At 55.4% G+C, this 21,752-nt stretch carries 21 protein-coding genes and 1 pseudogene; 7 read left to right on the top strand and 15 right to left on the bottom strand.

What is annotated here, in order from left to right:
* Nucleotides 1–24 precede the first annotated feature (24 nt).
* Nucleotides 25–1,452, bottom strand: coding sequence for a HAMP domain-containing sensor histidine kinase (locus tag D3H35_RS17735; protein ID WP_119150565.1), 1,428 nt, complete (start codon nucleotides 1,450–1,452; stop codon nucleotides 25–27).
* Entirely contained in the window at nucleotides 1,449–2,138 is a 690-nt protein-coding gene (locus tag D3H35_RS17730; protein WP_119150564.1) for a response regulator transcription factor, read from the bottom strand. The genes D3H35_RS17735 and D3H35_RS17730 overlap by 4 nt, the downstream gene beginning before the upstream one ends.
* A gap of 299 nt (nucleotides 2,139–2,437) precedes the next feature.
* Between D3H35_RS17730 and D3H35_RS17725 the strand changes: the two genes are divergently transcribed.
* The 3 genes from D3H35_RS17725 to nagA are packed head-to-tail and all read left to right on the top strand — an operon-like array spanning nucleotide 2,438 to nucleotide 5,189.
* Nucleotides 2,438–3,301 (top strand): MurR/RpiR family transcriptional regulator, encoded by an 864-nt coding sequence (locus D3H35_RS17725; protein WP_119150563.1) that lies wholly within the window; start codon nucleotides 2,438–2,440, stop codon nucleotides 3,299–3,301.
* Nucleotides 3,298–4,026, top strand: coding sequence for a glucosamine-6-phosphate deaminase (gene nagB, locus D3H35_RS17720; RefSeq protein ID WP_119150562.1), 729 nt, complete (start codon nucleotides 3,298–3,300; stop codon nucleotides 4,024–4,026). Before D3H35_RS17725 ends, nagB begins: the two co-directional genes overlap by 4 nt.
* 5 nt (nucleotides 4,027–4,031) lie before the next feature.
* Nucleotides 4,032–5,189 (top strand): N-acetylglucosamine-6-phosphate deacetylase, encoded by a 1,158-nt coding sequence (gene nagA, locus D3H35_RS17715; RefSeq protein ID WP_119150561.1) that lies wholly within the window; start codon nucleotides 4,032–4,034, stop codon nucleotides 5,187–5,189.
* Between the two features lie 21 nt (nucleotides 5,190–5,210).
* Here the strand turns inward: nagA and D3H35_RS17710 are convergent, their stop codons facing one another.
* The 7 genes from D3H35_RS17710 to D3H35_RS34220 are packed head-to-tail and all read right to left on the bottom strand — an operon-like array spanning nucleotide 5,211 to nucleotide 9,231.
* Nucleotides 5,211–6,119 (bottom strand): GerAB/ArcD/ProY family transporter, encoded by a 909-nt coding sequence (locus tag D3H35_RS17710; RefSeq protein ID WP_158594159.1) that lies wholly within the window; start codon nucleotides 6,117–6,119, stop codon nucleotides 5,211–5,213.
* Nucleotides 6,120–6,157: 38 nt separating this feature from the next.
* A complete protein-coding gene (locus tag D3H35_RS33590; protein WP_119150559.1) occupies nucleotides 6,158–6,337 on the bottom strand; it encodes a GerAB/ArcD/ProY family transporter in 180 nt (59 codons plus the stop codon).
* 18 nt (nucleotides 6,338–6,355) lie between these two features.
* Nucleotides 6,356–6,583 carry a hypothetical protein gene (locus D3H35_RS17700; RefSeq protein WP_119150558.1) on the bottom strand — a complete coding sequence of 76 codons (228 nt, stop codon included), beginning with the start codon at nucleotides 6,581–6,583 and terminating at the stop codon, nucleotides 6,356–6,358.
* A 2-nt stretch (nucleotides 6,584–6,585) separates the two neighbouring features.
* Nucleotides 6,586–7,515: a Ger(x)C family spore germination protein gene (locus D3H35_RS17695; protein ID WP_459178248.1), complete on the bottom strand. Its 930-nt coding sequence runs from the start codon at nucleotides 7,513–7,515 to the stop codon at nucleotides 6,586–6,588.
* Complete coding sequence (locus tag D3H35_RS17690) at nucleotides 7,464–7,772, bottom strand: hypothetical protein (RefSeq protein WP_147355874.1); 309 nt, start codon at nucleotides 7,770–7,772, stop codon at nucleotides 7,464–7,466. The genes D3H35_RS17695 and D3H35_RS17690 overlap by 52 nt, the downstream gene beginning before the upstream one ends.
* A 26-nt stretch (nucleotides 7,773–7,798) precedes the next feature.
* Entirely contained in the window at nucleotides 7,799–8,872 is a 1,074-nt protein-coding gene (locus D3H35_RS17685; RefSeq protein WP_119150555.1) for a spore germination protein, read from the bottom strand.
* Nucleotides 8,767–9,231, bottom strand: a complete 465-nt coding sequence (locus D3H35_RS34220; protein WP_119150554.1) for a spore germination protein — start codon at nucleotides 9,229–9,231, stop codon at nucleotides 8,767–8,769. The genes D3H35_RS17685 and D3H35_RS34220 overlap by 106 nt, the downstream gene beginning before the upstream one ends.
* Before the next feature lie 1,025 nt (nucleotides 9,232–10,256).
* Here D3H35_RS34220 and D3H35_RS17670 point away from each other — a divergent pair.
* Entirely contained in the window at nucleotides 10,257–10,943 is a 687-nt protein-coding gene (locus D3H35_RS17670) for a DNA-binding response regulator (RefSeq protein WP_119150552.1), read from the top strand.
* Between the two features lie 1,139 nt (nucleotides 10,944–12,082).
* On the opposite strand, the gene D3H35_RS17660 is transcribed toward D3H35_RS17670, so the two are convergent.
* Nucleotides 12,083–13,180: a ParM/StbA family protein gene (locus D3H35_RS17660; RefSeq protein WP_119150550.1), complete on the bottom strand. Its 1,098-nt coding sequence runs from the start codon at nucleotides 13,178–13,180 to the stop codon at nucleotides 12,083–12,085.
* A 193-nt stretch (nucleotides 13,181–13,373) separates the two neighbouring features.
* On the opposite strand from D3H35_RS17660, the gene D3H35_RS17655 reads away from it, so the two are divergent.
* The 3 genes from D3H35_RS17655 to D3H35_RS17645 all read left to right on the top strand — a co-directional run bounded on the left by D3H35_RS17655 (nucleotide 13,374) and on the right by D3H35_RS17645 (nucleotide 15,779).
* On the top strand, nucleotides 13,374–14,381 hold the full coding sequence (locus tag D3H35_RS17655) for a M23 family metallopeptidase (protein WP_119150549.1): 1,008 nt from the start codon (nucleotides 13,374–13,376) through the stop codon (nucleotides 14,379–14,381).
* A complete protein-coding gene (locus D3H35_RS17650) occupies nucleotides 14,381–14,869 on the top strand; it encodes a bactofilin family protein (RefSeq protein ID WP_119150548.1) in 489 nt (162 codons plus the stop codon). The genes D3H35_RS17655 and D3H35_RS17650 overlap by 1 nt, the downstream gene beginning before the upstream one ends.
* Before the next feature lie 88 nt (nucleotides 14,870–14,957).
* Nucleotides 14,958–15,779 carry a hypothetical protein gene (locus D3H35_RS17645; RefSeq protein ID WP_119150547.1) on the top strand — a complete coding sequence of 274 codons (822 nt, stop codon included), beginning with the start codon at nucleotides 14,958–14,960 and terminating at the stop codon, nucleotides 15,777–15,779.
* Between the two features lie 47 nt (nucleotides 15,780–15,826).
* Here D3H35_RS17645 and D3H35_RS17640 read toward each other — a convergent pair whose 3' ends face one another.
* The 5 genes and pseudogenes from D3H35_RS17640 to D3H35_RS17620 form a co-directional block, all read right to left on the bottom strand.
* The gene (locus D3H35_RS17640; protein ID WP_119150546.1) at nucleotides 15,827–16,099 is read right to left on the bottom strand and encodes a DUF1294 domain-containing protein; all 273 of its coding nucleotides are present in this window, start codon (nucleotides 16,097–16,099) and stop codon (nucleotides 15,827–15,829) included.
* Nucleotides 16,100–16,119: 20 nt separating this feature from the next.
* On the bottom strand, nucleotides 16,120–18,186 hold the full coding sequence (locus D3H35_RS17635; RefSeq protein ID WP_119150545.1) for an Ig-like domain-containing protein: 2,067 nt from the start codon (nucleotides 18,184–18,186) through the stop codon (nucleotides 16,120–16,122).
* 319 nt (nucleotides 18,187–18,505) lie between these two features.
* A pseudogene (locus D3H35_RS17630) lies at nucleotides 18,506–18,823 on the bottom strand (DUF1904 family protein); the annotation flags it as partial.
* Between the two features lie 67 nt (nucleotides 18,824–18,890).
* Complete coding sequence (locus D3H35_RS17625; RefSeq protein WP_119150543.1) at nucleotides 18,891–20,162, bottom strand: AAA family ATPase; 1,272 nt, start codon at nucleotides 20,160–20,162, stop codon at nucleotides 18,891–18,893.
* 8 nt (nucleotides 20,163–20,170) lie between these two features.
* Complete coding sequence (locus D3H35_RS17620) at nucleotides 20,171–21,595, bottom strand: RtcB family protein (RefSeq protein WP_119150542.1); 1,425 nt, start codon at nucleotides 21,593–21,595, stop codon at nucleotides 20,171–20,173.
* Between the last annotated feature and the right edge of the window lie 157 nt (nucleotides 21,596–21,752).

Below are 21,752 nucleotides of genomic sequence, written 5' to 3'. Positions count from 1 at the left end.
CCTTCCGGATTCAAATAAATCGGCTTATGCCGGATAGAGATAATAGGCGACCCCTTCCGGCTCATTGCATATCCGAATATCCGCTTGATGGTACGACAAAATCTGCCGGGTTATCGCAAGACCCAAGCCGAATTCCCCGCCTTGACCTGTCTGAAACGGATCGAACAAGCCTTCCATCTCGTTCTCGCCGATCGGCGGGCCGTCGTTGCCAATGCGTACGATCCACGTCGCAGCGTTCGTTCCTTGGTCTGCCGCCGCGACGGTCACTCGGATCTTATGACGCGCATACCTTAATTGATTGTCGATCACATTCTCGATCGCGACGCCCCATTGCTCCGAGTCGCCGATCATCTCGATCGGAGCAAGCTCGATATGCCATAGCAACTCGGGGCGCCGATAGCGAAGCCGTTCGATACAGTCGGAAATAATCTGCGCCAAATCGAATGAGACCAGCTTTCGCTCGCGGGTGAACAAATAGTTTTGCTTGTTCAAATACAGCAAATCTCTGATCCGCTTCTCCAATCGCTGCGATTCATTCACAATCGTCTCCGCGCTGGATGCCAGCGAGTCTTTCGGATAAATACCGTCCAGAATCGATTGCGCATAACTGCGGATGACCATGACGGGCGTTTTTAGCTCGTGAGAAATGTTCTGCAAAAAGAATTGCTGGGCGTTGTCTTGCCGGACGAGCCTCTGGCGCATCGCTTCGATTGCCTGCGCCAACCTCCCCATCTCGTCCTTTCGATTCAGTATGAAGGGCTCGTGCCAGTCCTTCTCGGCCATTCGGCCCGCTTGCTTCTCCATCAGAACTAGCGGGCGCGACAAATAACGGGCAAACCAAAGACAAGGCAGCCAACTGACGAGGATAATAGCGACCATTAGAATCATCAAGCGCCAGAACATGGTCATAACCAAACCGTTCCGATATTTGTCCCACGTGTACGAAACGAGAAAGACGGGCTTCCCCTTCGGCTTCTTAGGCTGCTTGCTGATCACATAGAACAGAGTTCGATTGTCTGACCGAAAAGTGTAGGAATGCATAGTGTCCTTTTGTTTTTGAGCGTCGCCTCTAATGGCGATCTGGAACGATAGCGGAAGATCGCTCCCTAACGGATAAGACTCCCCTTCCGCCAGCAAAGCGAAATGCTGAATGGCCGGTCCGTCTACGGTTTGCGGCGCAATCATGAGCATTTCCTCCTGCAAATCCGTAAGGGGAGGAAGGACGATCGTCGGCAGCAGCGGAAACACTTCGTTGCCTATTCTTAACGGAAACGCGCCTCTCGACGGATCAGAGGCAAACATCGCATGAGACTCTCGCAAAATAGCGGAAATTTGCTGGGTGAAGAAGCTTTTGAGTGTCCAGGGCAACGACAGGGCGAGCATCGCGAAGAGGGATAAGGTCAGCGCCGCGAATACGAGCCAAATCTTCAAGACGAGAGGAATGTTCTTCATGCTTTCGCCAGCCGGTAGCCATAGCCGTATACCGTCTCCAACCGGAGCTCGGGCAGCTTTTTGCGCAAGCGTCTGACCAGGTCGTCGACGACGCGGTCGGAGCCGAAGTAATCTTCGCCCCACAAAGATGCCAGCAGTTGCTCGCGATTAAGCAATTGTCCCGCGTGAGCCGACAGATGCAGCAGCAGATCGAATTCCTTGGAAGTGAGCTCCAGCGCAGTTCCATCCGTATCGAAAGTCATTCTCGCTTGCATATCGACCCGGTACGGAACGAGCGAAGCTATCGGATTACCGTCATCGAAGCCGTTCCCCTCCGAACGCTTCCCGTAGACTCTCTCCAACAGCTTTCTCGTCCGTATAACCAATTCGCGCGGCAAAAACGGCTTGGCCAAATAATCGTCGCTTCCCATCTCCAAGCCGATGACACGGTCGATATCGGCGTCGCGCGCGGAAATGAAAATAACGGGCAGCTTGGCAAAATCCTCTTTGATCTCGCGCATGAGCTGATAGCCGTCGACGCCAGGAAGCATAATATCGAGAATCCACAGGTGAGGCCGTTCCTTCATGGCATCCCTGGCATCCTGACCGTTGTGAAACGTCTCAACCGACCATCCTTCATTGCGCAAATAGGCGGCCAGCACCTGGTTCAAGCTCGGCTCATCCTCGACTAAGAAAATACGATACACCGTCTCTCACCCTCGTCGTCCCTGATCTGTCGGCGCTGCGACTTTCCCCCGTCGCAACACCATCCTAGCAAAAAATTTCGGAGCAATTATCGCAAAATAATGGGAACATTATGGGATTTTTTATTCTAGTATATCCATATTCTCATAAATCAGGAAATAGGGTGCCTTGGTTTTAAATCGCAGTTGCGTATTACCGGACATTTCCGGTATATTAATGTTAGGTTTTATGAAAATAATTTTCTCAATTTGTTTACATTTAAAGAAAATAAATTTTCTTAAGAAAGGAGCCGAAAAGCGACATGAGCCTGCTGAACGCTATTCGGGACAGCTTGACCGACCTGAATCCCAAGGAGCGCGAGTTAGCCTCCTATTTGCTGGAGCGCCCGCAGGAAGCCGCGCGGATGACGATTACGGAGCTTGCGCGGGCAGCAGGCGGCAGCACCGCTACGGTATCGCGATTTTGCCGCACGCTTCGCTTCCAGAGCTTCGCCGAGCTCAAGCTGCAGTTGGCAGGCGAAATCGCCCAGCCTCCGGACTCCGCTCAGTATCAGGATATCGTAGCGGGCAATCCGCTGCCGGACATCGTTTCGGCGATAACGGGCAATCATCTTCGGTCGCTTACGGATACGACGCAAATTCTCGATATCGCGCAGCTTCGCAAAGCGATTGAAGCACTGCACGCAGCCTCGCGGATCGATCTGTACGGCGCGGCGACGTCCGGAATCGTGGCGCAGGACTTTTTCCACAAGCTCATCCGAATCGGCAAGGCGGCCGCGGTGTTCTCCGACTCGCACATGCAGCTGACGTCCGCATCGTCGCTTTCCGCGAGCGACGTAGCTGTCGGCATTTCCTATTCCGGAGAAACTCCGGAGACGATCCACGCATTGAAATGCGCGGCGGATCAAGGAGCGACGACGATCTCGATTACCCGCTTCGGAGCCGGAGGGCTCACGGATCACGCCTCTATCCGATTGTTCACATCCTCCTCCGAAGCCGGGATGCGCCGCGGCGATATGGCTTCGAGGATGGCGCAGCTTCATGTCGTCGACATTTTGTTCACCGGTCTAGTCAGCGAGCATTTCAACGAATATGTCCCGCGTCTGGAGCGGTCGTTCCAAGCCGTCAGACGATATACGGGAAAAGAGGAGAGGACATCCAGATGAACATTCTTACATTCGACTCCGACGAAAAGCTGAACGAAGCCGGAGCCGGCATTATTACGGGCATCGTCCAGACGAACCGCCGCGCGGTGCTCGGACTCGCTACCGGAGGCACTCCGGTCGGCCTATACAAATATATCGTGCGCGATTACGAACGCGGCATGTGCAGCTTCAAGAACGCAACGACGTTCAATCTCGACGAATATGTCGGATTGCCCGACGATCATCCCGAAAGCTATCGCGCCTATATGCGGCAGCATCTGTTCGACCACATCGATCTTCCGATCTCTCAAGCGCACATTCCGAACGGCAACGCTCCCGACCCCGAAGCCGAATGCCGCCGGTACGACGATTTGATCGACAACGCCGGTCAAATCGACCTGCAGCTGCTCGGGCTCGGCCATAACGGCCATATCGGCTTCAACGAGCCGGCTCACGCTCTGATCCGGGCAACCCATGTCGTCGAATTGGCCGAGGAGACGCGCCAAGCGAACGCCCGCTTCTTCGACAGCATCGATCAAGTTCCGCAGCAGGCGCTGACCATGGGAGTAGGTACGATTCTGAAAGCGAAGATGATCCTTCTCGTCGTCAAGGGCGCCGACAAAGCCGACATCGTGCAGCGCGCCCTTAGAGGGCCGATTACGACCGATTGCCCGGCTTCCTTGCTGCAGACGCACCCGCACCTGAACGTGCTGCTTGACCGGGCTGCCGCGTCGAGGCTGGGGTAAGCGTCATGAAAAAACTTATTCTTACCAACGTTCGAGTTGTCACGCCGGAGCGAATACTGGATAACGGATGGATCGCTTATGAGAACGGTCTCGTGTCGGCTATAGGCAGCGGCCCCGCCGATACGGCGGGCTGCGAAGTTGTGGACGGGCGCGGCGGATGGGCGCTGCCCGGCTTCATCGACGTCCACGTTCACGGCGGCGGGGGGCACGATTTCATGGACGCCGAGGAGGACGGGCTTCGCGAAATTACGAAGTTCCACGCCTCGCACGGAACGACCGGCATCGTAGCCACTTCCCTGACGGCATCTCGCGACCAATTGACGGAGGTTCTGGAGCGGGTAAGCCGCTTCATGTCGAAGCCGATGCCTTATTCGCAAGTGCTCGGCGTTCACTTCGAAGGCCCTTTCGTCAACGACAAATGGAAGGGCGCGCAAAATCCGGCCTATATCATTCCTCCTCAGCCGGAATGGCTGGAGGAATGGGTGCGCCGATTCCCGGGCATTATTAAAATTCAGACGCTCGCGCCGGAAACGGAAGGCGCTCTCGATTATATCGAACGGTTGGCCGGTCACGGCATCGTTCCCTCATGCGGCCATACGGACGCTACCTACGATCAAATCATCGAAGCGGCGGATCACGGTTTGCGCCATGCGGTCCATATGTACAACGCGATGCGCCCGTATCATCATCGCGAGCCGGGCACGGTCGGCGCCGTGCTGACCGACGACCGGATCGTCGCGGAAGTGATCGCCGACGGCCACCACGTTCACGCGGCTGGAATCGACCTCATGAGACGCGCCAAAGGGACGGATCGCGTCATTCTCGTCACCGACGCGATGGCTGCCGCCGGCATGCCCGACGGCTCCTACGATCTCGGCGGTCTCCCCGTGACGATGAGCTGCGGCGTCGCCCGTCTGACAGGCTCGGGCAATCTTGCGGGCAGTACGCTTACGATGATCGGGGCGTTCCGGCATATGGTGCGCGAGGTCGGCGTCCCTCTCGCGGATGCCAGCCGGATGGCCAGCGGCAACCCTGCTCGGCAGCTCGGCATCGATACCGTTGCCGGCTCGCTCGAAGCAGGCAAACGCGCCGACGTCCTGCTGCTTGACGACGCTCTGCAATTGGAGCGAGTATGGATCGGCGGAGCCGAAATCGATATTTAAGCAAGCACGCAGCCCGGCGAATCAGGAGCGAACTTCTGCTTCGCCGGGCTTTTTGGCGTTCGATTCCGCTGATTTCGCCCGCTTGCGGAGCCAGGCCGCAAGGACGTAGATGAAGGGCAAGCATTCCACGAACAAGGCGAAGGTCGACCACGAACGATCGAAAAACCGGTTCATTTCAACCGGATTCGGAGCGATGACGATGGACATAACGACAGTAAGTGCGGCCAGCGGCATGGAAAAGATTCGATGCTCCTTAATGGCAAGCGCATGGGAGAACGTCAGCACTCCCGAATAAAACAAGATCGACAGCTTAATGAAGAACGCCGTAAACCAGATCGTTACGATGACAGGATCCAAATTTTGCATAAAATCGCCGATCCTGATAAAACCGGTCAGTTCCAGAAGCGGATAAGTGAGTCCGCCTGCCAGATTAGGTCCGAATACAAGCAAGCTAAGCAGGAAAACGGAAGTAAGAATGTAGGTTCCCGCAATCGAAGCGAACCAGATGGTTCCTCGAACGGAGGCTGCCCGCTTCAGCTCGGGAATGAAAAACAGCAGCAGGAACAGCTCGCCATACCAAGGGGTAATGTTGTATGTCATCTGCCATATCGCCTTCCCCTCGGAAAGACGCCATATTCCGTGCCAGACCGTAGGATTTAGTTCGCCATGCAGGTAGATGGGCAAAATTAGGAACATGAACCCAATCAGGAGAAAACAAGCTTGCGCGAAACGGAAAATGCCCCATGCCCCGATCTGCGAAATGCAAGCGACGGCGAACATAAGCAGCGAAGCGACCGCCCAGGATGGAGTCTTGATCAAATAAGCCAAAGTAAACAAATCGACGAATTCCCTGAGCAAGTAAGCGACTACATGTATAAAGAAGAAAGAGAAAACGAGCATGATACAGAAATGTGTGGGTTTTCCCAGCAAAGTGTGCCCGTATAAGCCAAAATATTCGCCCGGTTTGCTCAAGCCGACGGAAAAGCCCGCGAACCCAAGCCCGTACCCGCAATGGCGGCAAAGAGAATGCTCATCCAGCCGTCCGTCCCGCCGACATGGGCCAGCGGCCCGATCAAGAACGCAACTCCCGACGCAAACACGAAGCTGAACACGAGCGACCAAAGCTGCAGACTGCCGATTCTTCCCATGAGCTTGCCACAGCCTCCCTATCTCTTGAGCTGTATTCGATCCTGAATCGAACCGAACAACGCTTCAATCGGAATATTAGGATTAACGAGATTCGGCGAGAGAGTGCCCGCAATCCCGTAGACATAACATAGCGCCGTCGTAACGAATACGCTCGCGTAAAGCTTTTTGCCCGCTTTTATGCGACGAAGAAGCCCATATTCGTAAGCCGCTATCATCGCAAATGCAAGCGTTAGTTTCCAAATCACTATCAGCCGCTCCCGTCCGATTTTCTGCTGTATACCGCATCCTTTTCCGAACCCGTATCCTTCAATTCGAATCGGACCGTTATCCGCGCGTCCACGCTGTCGGCCAACCTCTCGCGGAGCTGAGGCTGCCATTCCTTCCAAAGCGACGGGAATCTGTATTCGGCGATTTCGCTCCATTGGAAAGGGTCGGCCTGATTATCGCGCGCAAGCGCTACAGCTTCCTCCATCTGATCTTTAATTTCCTCGGATACCGCACGTTGAATGAGCTTGATCGAGTCGGCCTTCGTCACATCCAGCTCAGATTCCGTCGACAGCAGCCTGCCGCTTGCCCGCAGCCCGATCCGAACGATCATTTCGTCCCCTTTTCTCTCTGCGGACACCTTGCGCTCCGTGTCTTGAACAAGGACGCTTATTAGCTTGCCGTCGCTCGGAGAAGGCACCGTCACGATCATCTGCGGCTTGTCATCCGCCAGCCATTGAATTCCCCGAGTACCCCGGTCGCTGAACATCGCAGCTTTTGTTCCATCCTTGATGAGCGCCGCACGCCCGCTGACGATCCATTTTTGACCTTCCATTTTCTCCGTAATGACGGGACCTTGCCGCATTCTCAGCTCAGGCAAATATGCATCGCTCAGACCGTTCCATTCCGAATATAAGAGGTCCTTCAGAATGACCTCCGGCAATATTCCCATGTGCGAAAACTCGCGGATGACCTCGGAAGGAAATCGCTCGAACACCGGCGCCAGCGCCCCAACCTCCTTGGCCTCTCCGGATACGTAGAACAGATTCGTACGGAGCCGGATATAAGACACCCTAACCAGGAAATCCAGAAGGGGACGAAGCCCGTTGGAGGCATAACGGTCGCCGACGATGACGATCCTCATCGGGCCCCACGTAATTCTTCGAGGGAGCTCGTGCTGAATGTTGTCCAAAGCTTCGGCGACGTTACGGCCGGTCCGGCTGATGAGCGAAAAGGCTTTTGCAGAGAATTGGAAGCCGAGACTCCCGTCGATAGACGGTTCGGCAAGTAGAACAGCATCGACAGCTCCGTCTTGCCCTCGTCCGTCAGATCGACCATCATCGCCATGGCGAAGGTTCGGTCGTTCAGCTCCTCCTTGGACCAGCAGCCGGTTATCCCTAACAGGAAGACCGGTGTCAATAATGCAACCGCTATCCACCTCCGCCCCACTCCCCCACCTCCCGCCGGGAAACCGTTCACTCCGCGTTTTGTTTCTGTTTCTGCTGCTGTCTCTGCTTGAGCTTCATCATCGTCGTCCACGGAAGCCGGATTAATACGTCTCCGAGCTTGAGACGGTCCAGCGGGACAAGCGGCGAAAGATAAGGTACGCCGAACGGCTCAAGCGCGATGAGATGCGTCAGGATGAGAATGATGCCGATCAGCAAGCCGAGCAGACCGAACATCCCGGCCAAAATCAGCAGCGAGAACCTTAGCAGGCGTACAGCCAAATTCAGCTCGAAGTGCGGGATAATGAACGAGGAAATCCCTGTCAACGAAACGACGATAACCATCGGCGCGGACACAATCCCCGCCTGTACCGCCGCCTCTCCGATGACAAGCGCTCCGACGATCGATATCGTTTGCCCCATCGCCGCCGGGATGCGCTGTCCCGCCTCCCTCAGCACCTCGAAGGTCAGCTCCATCGCGAACGCTTCGAACACGGCGGGAAACGGAACCAAATCTCGGCTGGACGCCACGCTGATGAGAAGACTGACAGGGATCATCTCGGGGTGAAACGTCGTGATGGCCACGTAGGCGGACGGGAGTATAAGGCTCACGGCAAAAAACAGATAGCGAATAAGCCGAATCCAGCTGGAAAAGAAAAAACGTTGATAATAGTCCTCAGCCGCTTGCAAAAAAGCGACGAGCGACGCCGGCAAAATGAGCTGATTCGGAGTCCCGTTCACCAGAATGACGACTTTGCCTTCGATAAGAGCGGTAATGGCCGCGTCCGGCCTTTCGGTGTACTGACTTTGAGGGAAGGGTGAAAATTTGTTCGTATCCAAATATTCCTCGACCATATTGCTTCCGAACAGGCCTTCTACGTGGATTCCGTTCAGCTTCGCGCCGACTTCCTTGACCAGCCGCGGCTCGCATTTGCTTTTCATATACAAGAGCAGCACCAAAGTCTTCGATTCGGTGCCCAGCTCGAACGAGTCCACCTTCAAATCGGTCGTCTTGATCCGTTGCCGGATAAGCGATAAATTCGTCCAGATGTCCTCCACGAACGCGTCTTGGGGTCCGCGAACCGTCTTCTCGTTCTGCGGCATCGAGATGGAGCGGAGCGATTGCTTCGCAAGCGGCAATATCGCCGCCCGGCCTTGTCCTTGACGGTCAGCACGACTTTGCCTTCCAGCATCGCGGCGATCATATCGTCCTCGTTGTCCGTGACGAAATACGGGGTGGACATCAAATTCAGATCGTCGAACAGACTGCGGCGCCAACGGTCCTTATCAACGCCGTTCGCCCGTCTCTGAAGAGGCCGGAACACGTGGGATTGAAGCATCTCGAGGTCGATAGAGCCTTCCAGATACAGGACGCAGCAGCCGTAACCGTTCGCCTCGAAAGGCTGATACCTCAGGTCGGATCGGCCGTTCATCCGGCTTTTTACGCTTTCCATCAAATCCATAGGCCACCACTTGTTTCCAAGATATGCCCTGTAGCGTGAGCCAAAACGGACGAATTTATTCAAGCGGCCGGCCGGGGCGGATGCGCAACAGCGGGACGAGGTACCATTCTTTCGGCGATTGGCAGAGGCGAACGCCCAACAGTGGGACGGGGTACCACCCTTTCGACGATTGGCGGGAGTTGAGTCGCAATAGTGGGACGGGGTACCATTCTTTCGGCGGTTTGCGGGTCCGGAGGCTCAACAGTGGGACGGGGTACCATTCTTTCGGCGGTTTGCGGGTCCGGAGGCTCAACAGTGGGACGAGGTACCACCCTTTCGACGATTGGCGGGTGCGGAGGCTCAACAGTGGGACGGGGTACCATTCTTTCGGCGGTTGACGGGTGCGAACGCTCAACAGTGGGACGGGGTAACATTCTTTCGACGATTGGCGGATGCGGAGGCTCAACAGTGGGACGGGGTACCACCCTTTCAGCGATTTGCTGGTGCGGAGGCTCAACGGTGGGACGGGGTACCATTCTTTCGGCGATTGGCGGGTGCGGAGGCTCAACAGTGGGATGATGTACCATTCTTTCGACGATTGGCGGGTGCGGAGGCTCAACAGTGGGATGATGTACCATTCTTTCGACGATTGGCGGGTGCGGAGGCTCAACAGTGGGACGGGGTACCATTCTTTCGTCGATTGGCGGGTGCGGAGGCTCAACAGTGGGATGATGTACCATTCTTTCGACGATTGGCGGGTGCGGAGGCTCAACAGTGGGATGATGTACCATTCTTTCGACGATTGGCGGGTGCGGAGGCTCAATAGTGGGATGATGTACCATTCTTTCGACGATTGGCGGGTGCGGAGGCTCAATAGTGGGATGTGTCTCCAAATTTTTCGAAATCGCGCTTATAGTAATTGAACTCCATCGCACCATGGATTATTATGTAAATATAGTTTTCATTAGGTCCTGAAGAACAGGCCGCTTGTTCCAGAGTATTTCAACTGGACATGCGGTCTATTTTATTTTAAAAGGAGCGCCATTATGGAAATGTTAAACCAGCCTTTTGAAGCAGCTTATGAGCGAATGCTGCACAATGCGTTAAAGACCAGTGGGGAGGAACGAAAAAGGAGATTGCTAAAGAAGCATAGTCATTTGGAGAAATTGTTCCTTTTCAATGTGTGGTGGCCTGCTATGGGTAACTTAGACAACTTGCATCCGGAATATGAAATTCGCGATTTCAAAGAGGGGACAAGATTTCTCGATTATACCTATATCCCGAATTCGATCTTCTCTTTAGCAATTGAGTTAGATGGTTTTGGCCCACATTGGCGTGATTTAAGCCGCTGGCAATTTGCAGACAATTTGATGAGGCAAAATCATTTATTGATAGACGGTTGGAAATTACTTAGATTTGCCTACGACGACGTCAATGAGAAACCTCGGATATGTCAACAAACCTTGCTAATGGCCATGAGCAAATGGGGGCAAGGAAAAGAAGCGCTCGTTCTGAATGTGTATGAGAGAGCCATTATTCAGTTTTCGTTAAAGCAGTCAGTAGATTTGACACCTAAACGAGTTTCCGAAGGACTCGGAATCAATATTAAAACAGCAATACGAAATCTACAATCCTTGAGCAAGAAGGGCTTTCTTACTCCGATTCAATCTTTAAGAGGTCGAACGATGAAGTATGTTGCTTCTTCGCAAGTTTTGAGCGATTATTCGGTTTAATTAAGAGCACAGATATAAAATATTGAAGCGCAGAAGCAAGAAAGGCGACGGGGCACCATCCTTTCAGCGATTGGCGGAGGCGAACGCCCAACAGTGGGACACGGTACCATTCTTTCAGCGAATGACGGGGACGGGCGCTCAATAGTGGGACGAGGTACCATTCTTTCGGCGATTGGCGGGGACGGGCGCCCAACAGTGGGACACGGTACCATTCTTTCGGCGATTAGCGGGGGCGGGCGCTCAACAGTGGGACGGGGTACCATTCTTTAGGCGATTGGCGGGGACGGGCGCTCAACAGTGGGACACGGTACCATTCTTTCGGAGATTGGCGGGGGCGGGCGCTCAACAGTGGGACACGGTACCATTCTTTCGGCGATTGGCGGGGACGAGCGCTCAACAGTGGGACGAGGTACCATTCTTTCGACGATTGGCGGGGACGAGCGCTCAACAGTGGGACGAGGTACCATTCTTTCGGCGATTAGCAGGGGCGGGCGCTCAACAGTGGGACACGGTACCATTCTTTCAGCGAATGACGGGGACGGGCGCTCAACAGTGGGACGAGGTACCATTCTTTCGGCGATTGGCGGGGACGGGCGCTCAACAGCGGGACGAGGTACCATTCTTTCGGCGGTTGGCGGGGACGAGCGCTCAACAGTGGGACAAGGTAACATTCTTTCGGCGATTGGCGGAGGCGAACGCCCAACAGTGGGACGAGGTACCATTCTTTCGGCGATTGGCGGGGACGGGCGCTCAACAGTGGGACGAGGTACCATTCTTTCGGCCATTGGCGAGTGTTGAGGCCCAACAGTGGGACGGGGCACCATTCTTTCGGCGATTGGCGGGGGCGGGCGCTCAACAGTGGGACGAGGTACCATTCTTTCGGCGATTGGCGGGGGCGGGCGCTCAACAGTGGGACGAGGTACCATTCTTTCGGCGATTGGCGGGGACGGGCGCTCAACAGTGGGACGAGGTACCATTCTTTCGGCCATTGGCGAGTGTTGAGGTTCAACAGCGGGACGGGGTACATTAACAAAAAGAGGCCAACCAGAAATGTCCGGTTGACCTGCCATACGAACAGCTCCCCTAAGGCCAAATAGACCTTGCGGGGAGCCCTGTCATTCAATCAGCATTCCGCTCGATTAGGACAACGGTTCCGATTGGTTCATTTTGTTGCGGGCAAGCTTCAAATAGCCGTATACGTTCTGAAGCTCGCTGTCTTCCACGAAGCGAAGACGCATGTTTTCCGCAGCTTCGAGAATGTAAGGACGGAGCGCCGCCGCGCCGCCGCCAAGCACATAGAAGCATTGGATGTCAGGGTACTTTTTCCAACGCTTGCGGATGAGATCGACGATTTTTTGCGCCGCGCGGCCGAAGTAGACGTCGACGATCGGACGGATATCGGCTTGCCCTTCCCCAACCCGCTGAATGATGAATTCGCCGCGGCGAATCCGTTGGATAAGCTTCGTCCGGCTCGGGAACCGGTAGCCGTACTGATCCTCGATATCCCGAATGATCGAGTCCAAATAAGAAGCGAGCCCCAACTGCTCGCCGGTGCTGAACTGATTGTCGATGCTCATCCGTTTCACGACCGGGAAGTCCGTCGTCAGCGCGCCCATCTCGCATATGCCGATGACGCCGTGGTACAGCTCTTCGTCGCGCACCTGCAAATTGTCGTGCGTCGCCATGTTGAACAGCGCGGCGGCTCCCTCGATCGAGACGATCGCCCGGCGGATTTTCACGCGAACCGTGCGGCCTCGCAGCTTCGGAGTCGACAGGAACGTCACCTCGTGCTCGCCGACGAGCCGTTCTTCGAATACTTGATGAAAGCGGGCATAAGTGCGCACCGGCAATCCGGTTCCGATCACGTATTCCACTTCGTCGATCGTCTGGCCTGGCTGAAGCGTCTGAGCTACGCTGGTTACGCTGGCGTATGCTAACGCCGTCAAAGCCACGATCAGAGATTGATCGCTAGTCGCCTTGTTGTCCGTCTCCTCAAGCTCCGCATTGTCTTGATCCTCCGACGCAAGCAGCCCGACAAAAAAACGCTGGCTCTTCTTTTTCAGCTTGGGGCTGTAAACCATAACATCCAGCGCTTTCAGCGGAGAATCCTCCTCTTGAAGCACGTGCCTCTCGTACCCCGGGGAGACGATGCTCGGAATAATAACCGGGTCCAGTCCGCCTCCGACGACTACCTTCACGCTGTCGTTCCCGATATCGATGCCTGCCAATCTAATCATGAATACCCTCCTAGCGCGTCGCTCCGGCATAGATTTCCGGACATGCTCTTGCTTATTGCATTCGCTTCATTTCGACAAAATCCTCCTTTTGGCATGTTGATTCTTCCAATATTTTTGCGTAAAAAGAGGATTATGGGCTTATGGAGTAGAAAAAAGTGGAGTTGCATCGTTATATCGAATTAGGAGGAAAGACATGAAGTGGCACCAACGCAAGTTCACGTTCATGGTCATTCCGGACGCGAACAGCTCCGTTATCAGGTTTCAGGTATCATCCGCAGCGATTCTCGCCGGAATCGTTCTTATAGCGGCATTAGGGGCCGCGGCCGTAACCTCCTATCTTATGTATCGCGGAAATTCGGAGCAGATCGGAACGTTGGAACGAAAATTATCCGCGTCCGCGAATGAATCCGATGCGGTTATTGCGGTCAAGGACGATAGGATCGAAGAGCTGCAGTCGCAATTGGCGGGATTGTCCGACCAAGCAAAGGACGTGCAGTCCCGGATGGACGCGCTGGGCAAGCTGGAATCCCAATTGAAAGAAATGGCCGGCATCGGCGGCAAAGATGGAAGCTCGGCAGGAAACGTTCCTTCCGCAAATGACGAAGGGGATTATTCGATGGACGGCGGCGGCACGGGCGGCGAGGAGCTCCCGGTGACGGAAGAGGCGATGGACGATCTCGTGGACGAGACATCGGACTTTTTTGCCGTTCTGAACGAGCAGCTCCGCCTGCTTAAACCGCAGCTCGAAGCGACGCAAAAAGCGGTTCAAACCCACCAAAAGGCATTGGCCGTCACACCGACGATTTGGCCGACGGACTCCCGCCGGGTAACATCCTTGTTCGGAATAAGGCGCGATCCCTTCACCCATAGGGCCAAATATCATGCCGGCATCGACATAGCGGCGGATACGGGCGAGCCTGTGTACGCGGCGGCGGACGGCACCGTCGTCATAGCGGAGAAAGACTCTACGCACGGCAATTACATCATGCTCGACCACGGCAAAGGAATCAAAACCCGGTATTTGCACTTAAGCCTCATCGGCACGAAGGTCGGCGCCAAAGTGAAAAAAGGCGACCTTATCGGAGAAGTCGGCTCTACCGGCCGCAGCACGGGCCCGCATTTGCATTACGAAGTCAACGTCAACGGCAGCAACATCGATCCCCGACCTTATCTTAATGCAGACAGAAGGGAAAATGGCTAATGTTCAAATCGAAAAAAACTAAGCTCGACCCCAATATGACCGATACGCTCATCGGAGAAGGCACTCATTTCGAAGGACGCCTCAAATCCGAAGCCAGCATTCGCATCGAAGGACATATCGTCGGAGATATCGATAGCCAAGGAGACGTAACGATAGGAGAAAACGGCGAAGCGCGTTCCAACATAAACGCCAGACACGTTATTTTGGCCGGTCAAGTGACCGGGAACGTGCAGGCGGCCGGCAAGCTGACGATCAAGGCAACGGGAAAGCTGCACGGAAATTTGTCCGCTATGGAATTGGCTATCGAGCCGGGCGGCGTATTTCTCGGCACGAGCAGCAAGCTTGCGCAGGAGACGCAGCCGGAAGGCGAAGCGAAGCTTTCTTCCATCGACGATCCAAACGCGGCGAGCGCAAGCTCCGCCCCCTCCCCCGCCCAGACCGCAGCAAAGCTTGAGGAATCGACGGCAACCGTGCTGAGAAGCTGGTAACCCGTTAGAGTAATGTCATCGCCGATTTGCGGCGGCTTCCGTCCATCGTGTAATATTTAGAGGACACAGGCGACGGGAGTGAACACCATTGGAAGAATTAAAACACAGCTACGAATTGCTCGGCTTGGAGGAAACCGCTACCCGCGAAGAGGTAGAGAATCGCTACTTCCTGCTCATGAAGCGGGCGAAAAGCTCCGGCACCGACCTGAGCGAGGTTACACAAGCCTACAATCGAATCGTGGGCATCGAATCCGAGAAAGAAAATAAGACCGAAAAGCAAGGCAAGGTCGCGTACTTTTTTTATTACTATAAAATTCATCTGATCGTCGCCATCATCGCCGTTCTGCTCATAGGCGGAACCGTTAAAAGCATGGTCGACAAGCATAACGCAAACGCGAAGCTGCCACCCGTAGACGTCGCCCTCGACTTGTTCGGCGGGTTCTATCAAGCGGATACCGAGCGTCTGGAGCAAAACGTGCTGACTGCGGCGCCCGAGTGGAAACGGGTCAAAACGACTCTTACCTACGTCCCCGCCGAGATGAAATCCCAGCAGGATATGGCTCTTCAGCAAAAAAGCTTTCTCACGCTGATGACAGAGAAGATGGATATCATGATCCTGGATACGAAGAACTTCGAGAACCTGGCTAACCAACAAGCCTTTAAACCGTTGGAAGATTGGGAAGACTGGCTTGCGAGCTCACGGATTTCCGCAGAACGGCTCGTTGCCTTCAAAGCGGAGGAAGACGAGACAGCCCATCCTTACGGCATCAAGCTGTCAGGGAGCACATTCTTCGAAGGAACGGGACTCCCCAAGCAGAGCTATATCATAGCGGTTCGGGCCACCGCCGCTCACCCGGAAGAAGCGAAGAAGCTTCTGGTGCTTCTCGCTCGTTCGGAGCCCGATGCCTAATATTGCAAACGGCGCACCCCTTCGTTCAGGGGCGCGCCGTTTTTCTTTCAGCGGATAATCGTCAGCAGGAAGTAGACGCAAAATGCGTTCAAGACGAGCAGCAATGGAATGCCGACCACGAACGAAGCGTGCTTTGTCTTATGGCGGCGAAGGCGCATTGCAGTCAGCGCGCCCAACGCTCCCCCGGCGGCCGCCCATCCGAACAGCGTTTTTTCCGGAATTCTTCTCCTGCCTTTGACGGCCAGCTTTTTATCGTAGGTCATAAGTGAGTAGGCTATGATGTTCGCAAGTAGTAAGTAGATGGCGATAATTGCCGTCATTCGAATGCTCCTTTAAGCGGCTATATTCCGGTGAACAGAACGTTGAAGTCCGAGCCGCCGTTCTTGAGCTTCAATCCGTTCCAGCCGGCCGCGTCGGTGACGCCCTGCTTGAACGTCATCGCATACACTTTGCCGGGGGACAGACTGTCCTTCAGCCTCAGAATGACTTCGGTAACGACTGCTCCCGTATTGTTCAATTCGTCGTAATCGATGGCAACGGCGGGGCCTTCCTGCTCCTGAATGGCGAAGGAAGTCTCGTTGACGTTTTTGACCGGCTCGCTGAAGAACACTTTAACGGAAGATCGGCTAAGCGCAACAGCCTTCGTAACGAAGGGCGCTTCGTTCGACGTAACCGTCCCTCCGAATTTCATATCGTTCTTCCCTTCATCGGTCAATAACGACTCGACGCCGGTCACCCTTCCGAGATAATAGTGGCCCGGGCTGAACAAGCGCGGATTCGCCTCGCCCGACGTCCTGATCTGCACGGTGACGGTTCTGTCGCTGCCCGCTTTTCGTTGAACGTATCTGCTCCAGCCCGACATCGAGATGTTCGCTCCGTTATCCTGCAGCACAACGAAATTCAATTTGGCGATATCCGAGTCGGTCAAGGCGCGATCGGCGAACACAATCTCCACCGTATTTTCGTCAATGGCGCTTATGCTTTGCAGCCTGATAGGGAGAACAGGGTTCGCGATTCCCCCGAATAACAAGTTCGTCTGCGTGTCCATCACGTTTCCCGCCGCATCCGGAATACCGGAGACGGTTAAGGTATAGACGGTAGCGTCCTTCTGAGCGGACGTCGTCAGCGTAACCGTCCGCCCTTCCCCGTCGATGACGGCTTTGAGCACGGACAAGCCTTTGTCGATTTTGTAGCGTCCCGTCTGAATCGCGAGCTGCGGATCGACCTTCTCGCTGAACCGGACGGAGAGCGTCGCCGAAGGATTGATCTGAACCGAAGATACCTTCGGCTTGGTATCGTCGTTAGTACCGTTGAAGCTCAGGTCGCTCCGCGTATCCATCGCGTTCCCTGCCGCATCCTTGACGTTCTTGACGGTCAAATAATAACGAACGCCTTCCGATTGCGTCGTAGTGGTGAACACGACACTCATCTTGTCGGCCGACAATTGCAGCGTCTTCAGCTTCAAACCGTTGCTTAACGAATAGTTGGAAGGATTCGCGGCGCTCGCTTGATCGAGCTGCTCCGAGAACGTGAGGACGTAAGTCCGGTTGGCCGACTTCGTCAGTCCCGTTATAAGGGGCTTCGCCGTATCCGAGCGGGTCGACGTGAACTCCCATGCTTTGCCGCCCACGTATACGTAATGCTTGCGCGCTTCCGCTTGCGTGCCGGTCGTCAGGATGACGTACATGCCATCGCCGCCGAGCATCGCCTGGTAGACCGGTATGGAAGTTCCTTGCGAATCCTGAAGCAAAAAGAGGCTGGCATCGACCGTTTCGGCCCGTTGCAGCAGATTGATCTTCACCGCTTGATTCGTAATCGGCTCTACGGATCTAACGTTAAGCGGCGATTGCTGCGTCTTCACGAAATACGCATACACCGCGTCGACGAGAACGCCTCGGGTCGCACCTGCCGTATAATCGCTGCGCGAGGCAATGAAGCCGTTGTTCAACGCCGCTCCGACGGACATCCGCGCCCAATTGGACACCTTCCCCGATACGGTGGCGGCGCCGGCCGGCGAGCCGTACGCCCTGACCAGAACGGAAGCCAGCTGCTCGACCGTCACCGTCGCCGCCGGAGAGAACTTACGCGGAGCCGTGCCGACCATAAGTCCGGCTTCCGTAACGGCTTCGATCTCATCGAACGACCATCTTCCCTTCAGCACGTCGCTGTAAGTCGGCTTCCCGGTCGCATTCGGCAGCTCCAGCAGGCGGTGAAGCACCTGCGCGAACTGCTCGCGAGTCATCAACTCGTACAATCGCGGGTTTCCGTCGCCCATGCCGACCAGAATTCCTTGCTTTTTGAGCGCCTCGAATTTCTGCTCGGTCGTCAGCTCGGCCGCCCATGCTGCGGGTATCGCAGCGCCGAGCAGCAGGCTCAGCGCCAATATGGCTAACGCGAATTTCTTCATCACACGACCTCCTTCGATTGCCGCCGGAGCCGTAGAGATGAGACAATAGCGCAATGACGTTCGGACCGGTCGGGTACACTTTTAAACGCGACCCGCCGCCCAAATGTTTCTGCGAAATTCGCAAGCTGCAAAAGTAGTCATTATTCGATAAAATTCCCGCAAGCTACTCCCTCAACGCTTCCCGAAGCTTGCTCGACATGCTTCCTCCTGCGGCTCCGCCAAGCAGCGCCTGTCTGGAACGGGCCAATTGATCTTTCAGCCTCCCGTTCTCCGCCCGCAGCCTTTCCAGCTCTTCCTGCGGGTTCGGTGCGACCGGGACGCCGTTAATGTAATAGGAATCTTCCCGATAAGCGATGAAGGCGAGCTCCGCTTCCGGATAACCCAACGCGCGGATATGCCTGTCGACGGCTTCCGCCATCCGGCCGCGCGTCTCGTCCCCTCTCTCGAACCAGGCAATCTCGACGAAAGGGAAGGAAGGAACGAGCTCTCCTTGCTCCGATACGGCGGTCGTATGCAAGCACTCCAGAATGAAATTGTCCGTTCCGCAGCCGCATAATTCGGCAAGCTCGGATGTCAACGCGCGGCTGAAGGAACGGATTTGATCGGGGGCTACTCCCCGGAATAGAAGATGCGGCATGGCGTATGTCTCTCTCCTTCGATAATAGCGGAACTTTCCTCTATCCTATCATATTCCGACGTTCGGATTAATCCGCCGGAACGAAGCCGAGCGAACGCGAACGGCCTTCGGTCATCCATTCGCGGCTTCGCCCTTTGGAGAAATCCGCCTTCATTCCGGAGATGAGTTCTTCGAGATTCAAGGCGCTCTCGTAATGGAACTGCAGCGCAGCCGAGACATAAAGCTCGCTTAGTTGCGCGAAGGTGAACCCTTCCGTCCGGCGAGCCGCCACGGCGACGGCGTCTGTCTCCACCAGACGGTTCATTCCTTTGCGCGTCAGGTAGGCCAGCCGCAGCGCCTCATCCGGAAGCTTCACCTCATAAGCGCGGTCGAACCGGCCTGCCCGGTTCATAAGCGCGGGGTCGATCTTGTCCGGATAGTTCGTCGTGCCGATCAGGAACAACCCCTCCTTCGATGTAGCGCCATCCAGCGTGTTGAGAAAAAAGGAGCGGCACGACGCCGGCATCGAATCGATATCCTCGATGACGAGCACCATCGGAGCCAGCTTGAGCGCGGCGGCAAACACTTGCTGGATCGACTCGCTGTTCGTGAATTCGGTAATTTGCCAATAGGCGACAGGGGCACCGACGGTTGCGGAGATCGATTTCACGAGCGTCGTCTTGCCGTTGCCTGGTTTGCCGTACAGCAGAATGCCTCTTTTGTAAGGCACCCCGTAAGTTTGGAAGAAGGAGCGATCCTTCGAGAAAAATTCGTCGACGGAGCGATAAAGCTGCGTTTTCAGCGTCTCGTCCATGATGACGTCGTCGCGGGTTACCGGTTGAACGGTCGTCTCGCGGCTTCTGTCCAACCCGTCCCTCGTATCCGTGAACACGAGAATTTTTCGATTTTGAAGCTGACGCGCCTGCATGTCTGCCAGAAATGCCCCCATACACTCGTCGCCCGCCGCGAAAATCAGATTCTCGAAGTTGAGGCCGTACTGAACCTCCCTCGGAACCCGCACGAACGCGACTTTGTGCTTCGAATAGACAAACACGTTGTTGCTTACGGAATGCCGGATGTCATAGCCGGTTTTCTCCGGTTCGGGGTCGCATTCGTAAGAAAACATCCGGGTTTCCACGAGATCGTATACGCTGGCCGCATGTTCGAGCTCCGGGAAGCCGCTGCGGATATCTTCGTCAAGCGCGTCCCATACTTCACTGCTGTCCTCTTGAAAATAAAGACGGAATGCGCAGCCGTATTTGCTCTCCAACAGCTCCGTTATTTTCTTCACGATAGAGGCGTAGTCAAAATAAGTGCGTGTGTCGGACAATCGGTCCGACGTTCTAATCGTTATACTCATCTGCTCTTTTATACTCCTTTGACGGTCGCCATCGGCCGACACTTGGCTACGACAGTCGCAAGTCCGGCGCCGACGACGCTTTCGATAATTTGATCTACGTCTTTGTAAGCTTGAGGGGACTCGTCGATGATCGATTCGAGCCCTTTGTGATTGACGACGATTTCGTCATCCTGTCCGATGCGCAGCGACGATGCGAATTCGTCCACGGTAACGAGCTGCTTCGTCGCATTGCGGGAGCGGACGCGGCCTGCGCCATGGCAGATGGAGTAATAGTTCCGCGCTCCTTCCGGTGAGCCGACCATCAAGTACGAGGAAGTCCCCATGGAGCCAGGGATGAGCGCGGGATGTCCCGTAGACGCATAGGGCGCCGGGTTGTCGGGATGCCCGGCCGGCAGCGAGCGTGTCGCTCCTTTGCGATGCACGAAATACGAAGCGTCACCGTGCCGTTCCTCCCAAGCGTAGTTATGCATAAGATCGTACAGCGTCCGCATTTCAAACGGAGCTCCGAGCGTGTCCTTGAACGCATCGCGTATCGCGTAGCCGATCAGATGGCGATTGACGACGGCGAAGTTGAGAGCCGAATACATGAGATTCGCGTAAGCCTGTCCCGCTTCGCTGTCCAAAGGCGCGAAAGCGAGCTTCGGATCGGCGGTGCCCAGCCCGAGCAGGCGCATCGTCTTCGCGACCTCCGAGCCGCAATATTGGTTGACCGCTCCGCCCCAGGAGCGTGAGCCGGAATGGATCATGACGATGACTTGTCCATCCTGAAGCCCCCACTGCTCCGCAATGCGGCGATTGCCTTCGTCAATGTCTACAGCCTGGATTTCGACAAAATGATTGCCGCCCCCAAGCGTGCCGAGCTGCCGGTGAGACCGGTGCCAGAGCTGCTCCGGTATGCGGTCGAGCCAGCTTTCGTCAAACCGGAAGCGGCTGCATTCCACGTGCGTAAGCGATGTCGCTTTGCGCGGCGTGTACGCGTCCGGGACGTATTTGCCCGGCAAGCCGTGCAGCCCTTTTCTAAGCGCGTCTTCCAGTCGGATATCGGAAAAATAGCCTCGCGCGTGATTTTCGACCGGTAGCCGTTTTTCGATCGCTTTGACGAGCTTGCGCCGCAGCTTCACGTCTTTCAGGTCTTCGGCCTTCAGGTTTGTGACGTGAACCCGCATTCCGCAGCCGATGTCGCTTCCGACGATGGAAGGGGACACGAAAGCCCGCTCCGTCTCCCAAACAGCCGTCGTCCCGATGCAGGTGCCGACTCCGACGTGTGCGTCCGGCGTATAGCTCATGTACCGGATATCCGGTATTTGCAAATTGTTATTGGCCATCTCGAGCGTCCTCGCTCCCATGGCCTCGAATAATTCATCCTTGGCGAATACGTGCAGCTCCCCTGCGGGGAGATCGACTCGCCGGTAGTAATTTTCGTTCTTGCTCATATCAACGTTCCATTCCTCTCTAATGTTCGTTGTCAGGTCAAAGTCCGGCAAAAAGAAAACGCAAAAAGACCGCAAGCCCAATCGCTTACGGTCTTCGTGAACATCTCCGAATATAAGGTTAATACTCTCCGGCGGTCGGCGCTATGCGCCCGACAGG

It is taken from the genome of Cohnella faecalis (assembly GCF_003570905.1).
Taxonomy (GTDB): Bacteria; Bacillota; Bacilli; order Paenibacillales; family Paenibacillaceae; genus Cohnella; species Cohnella faecalis.
The sequence above is the reverse complement of the archived record's forward strand: the minus strand, read 5'-3'. Positions and strand labels throughout refer to the sequence as shown.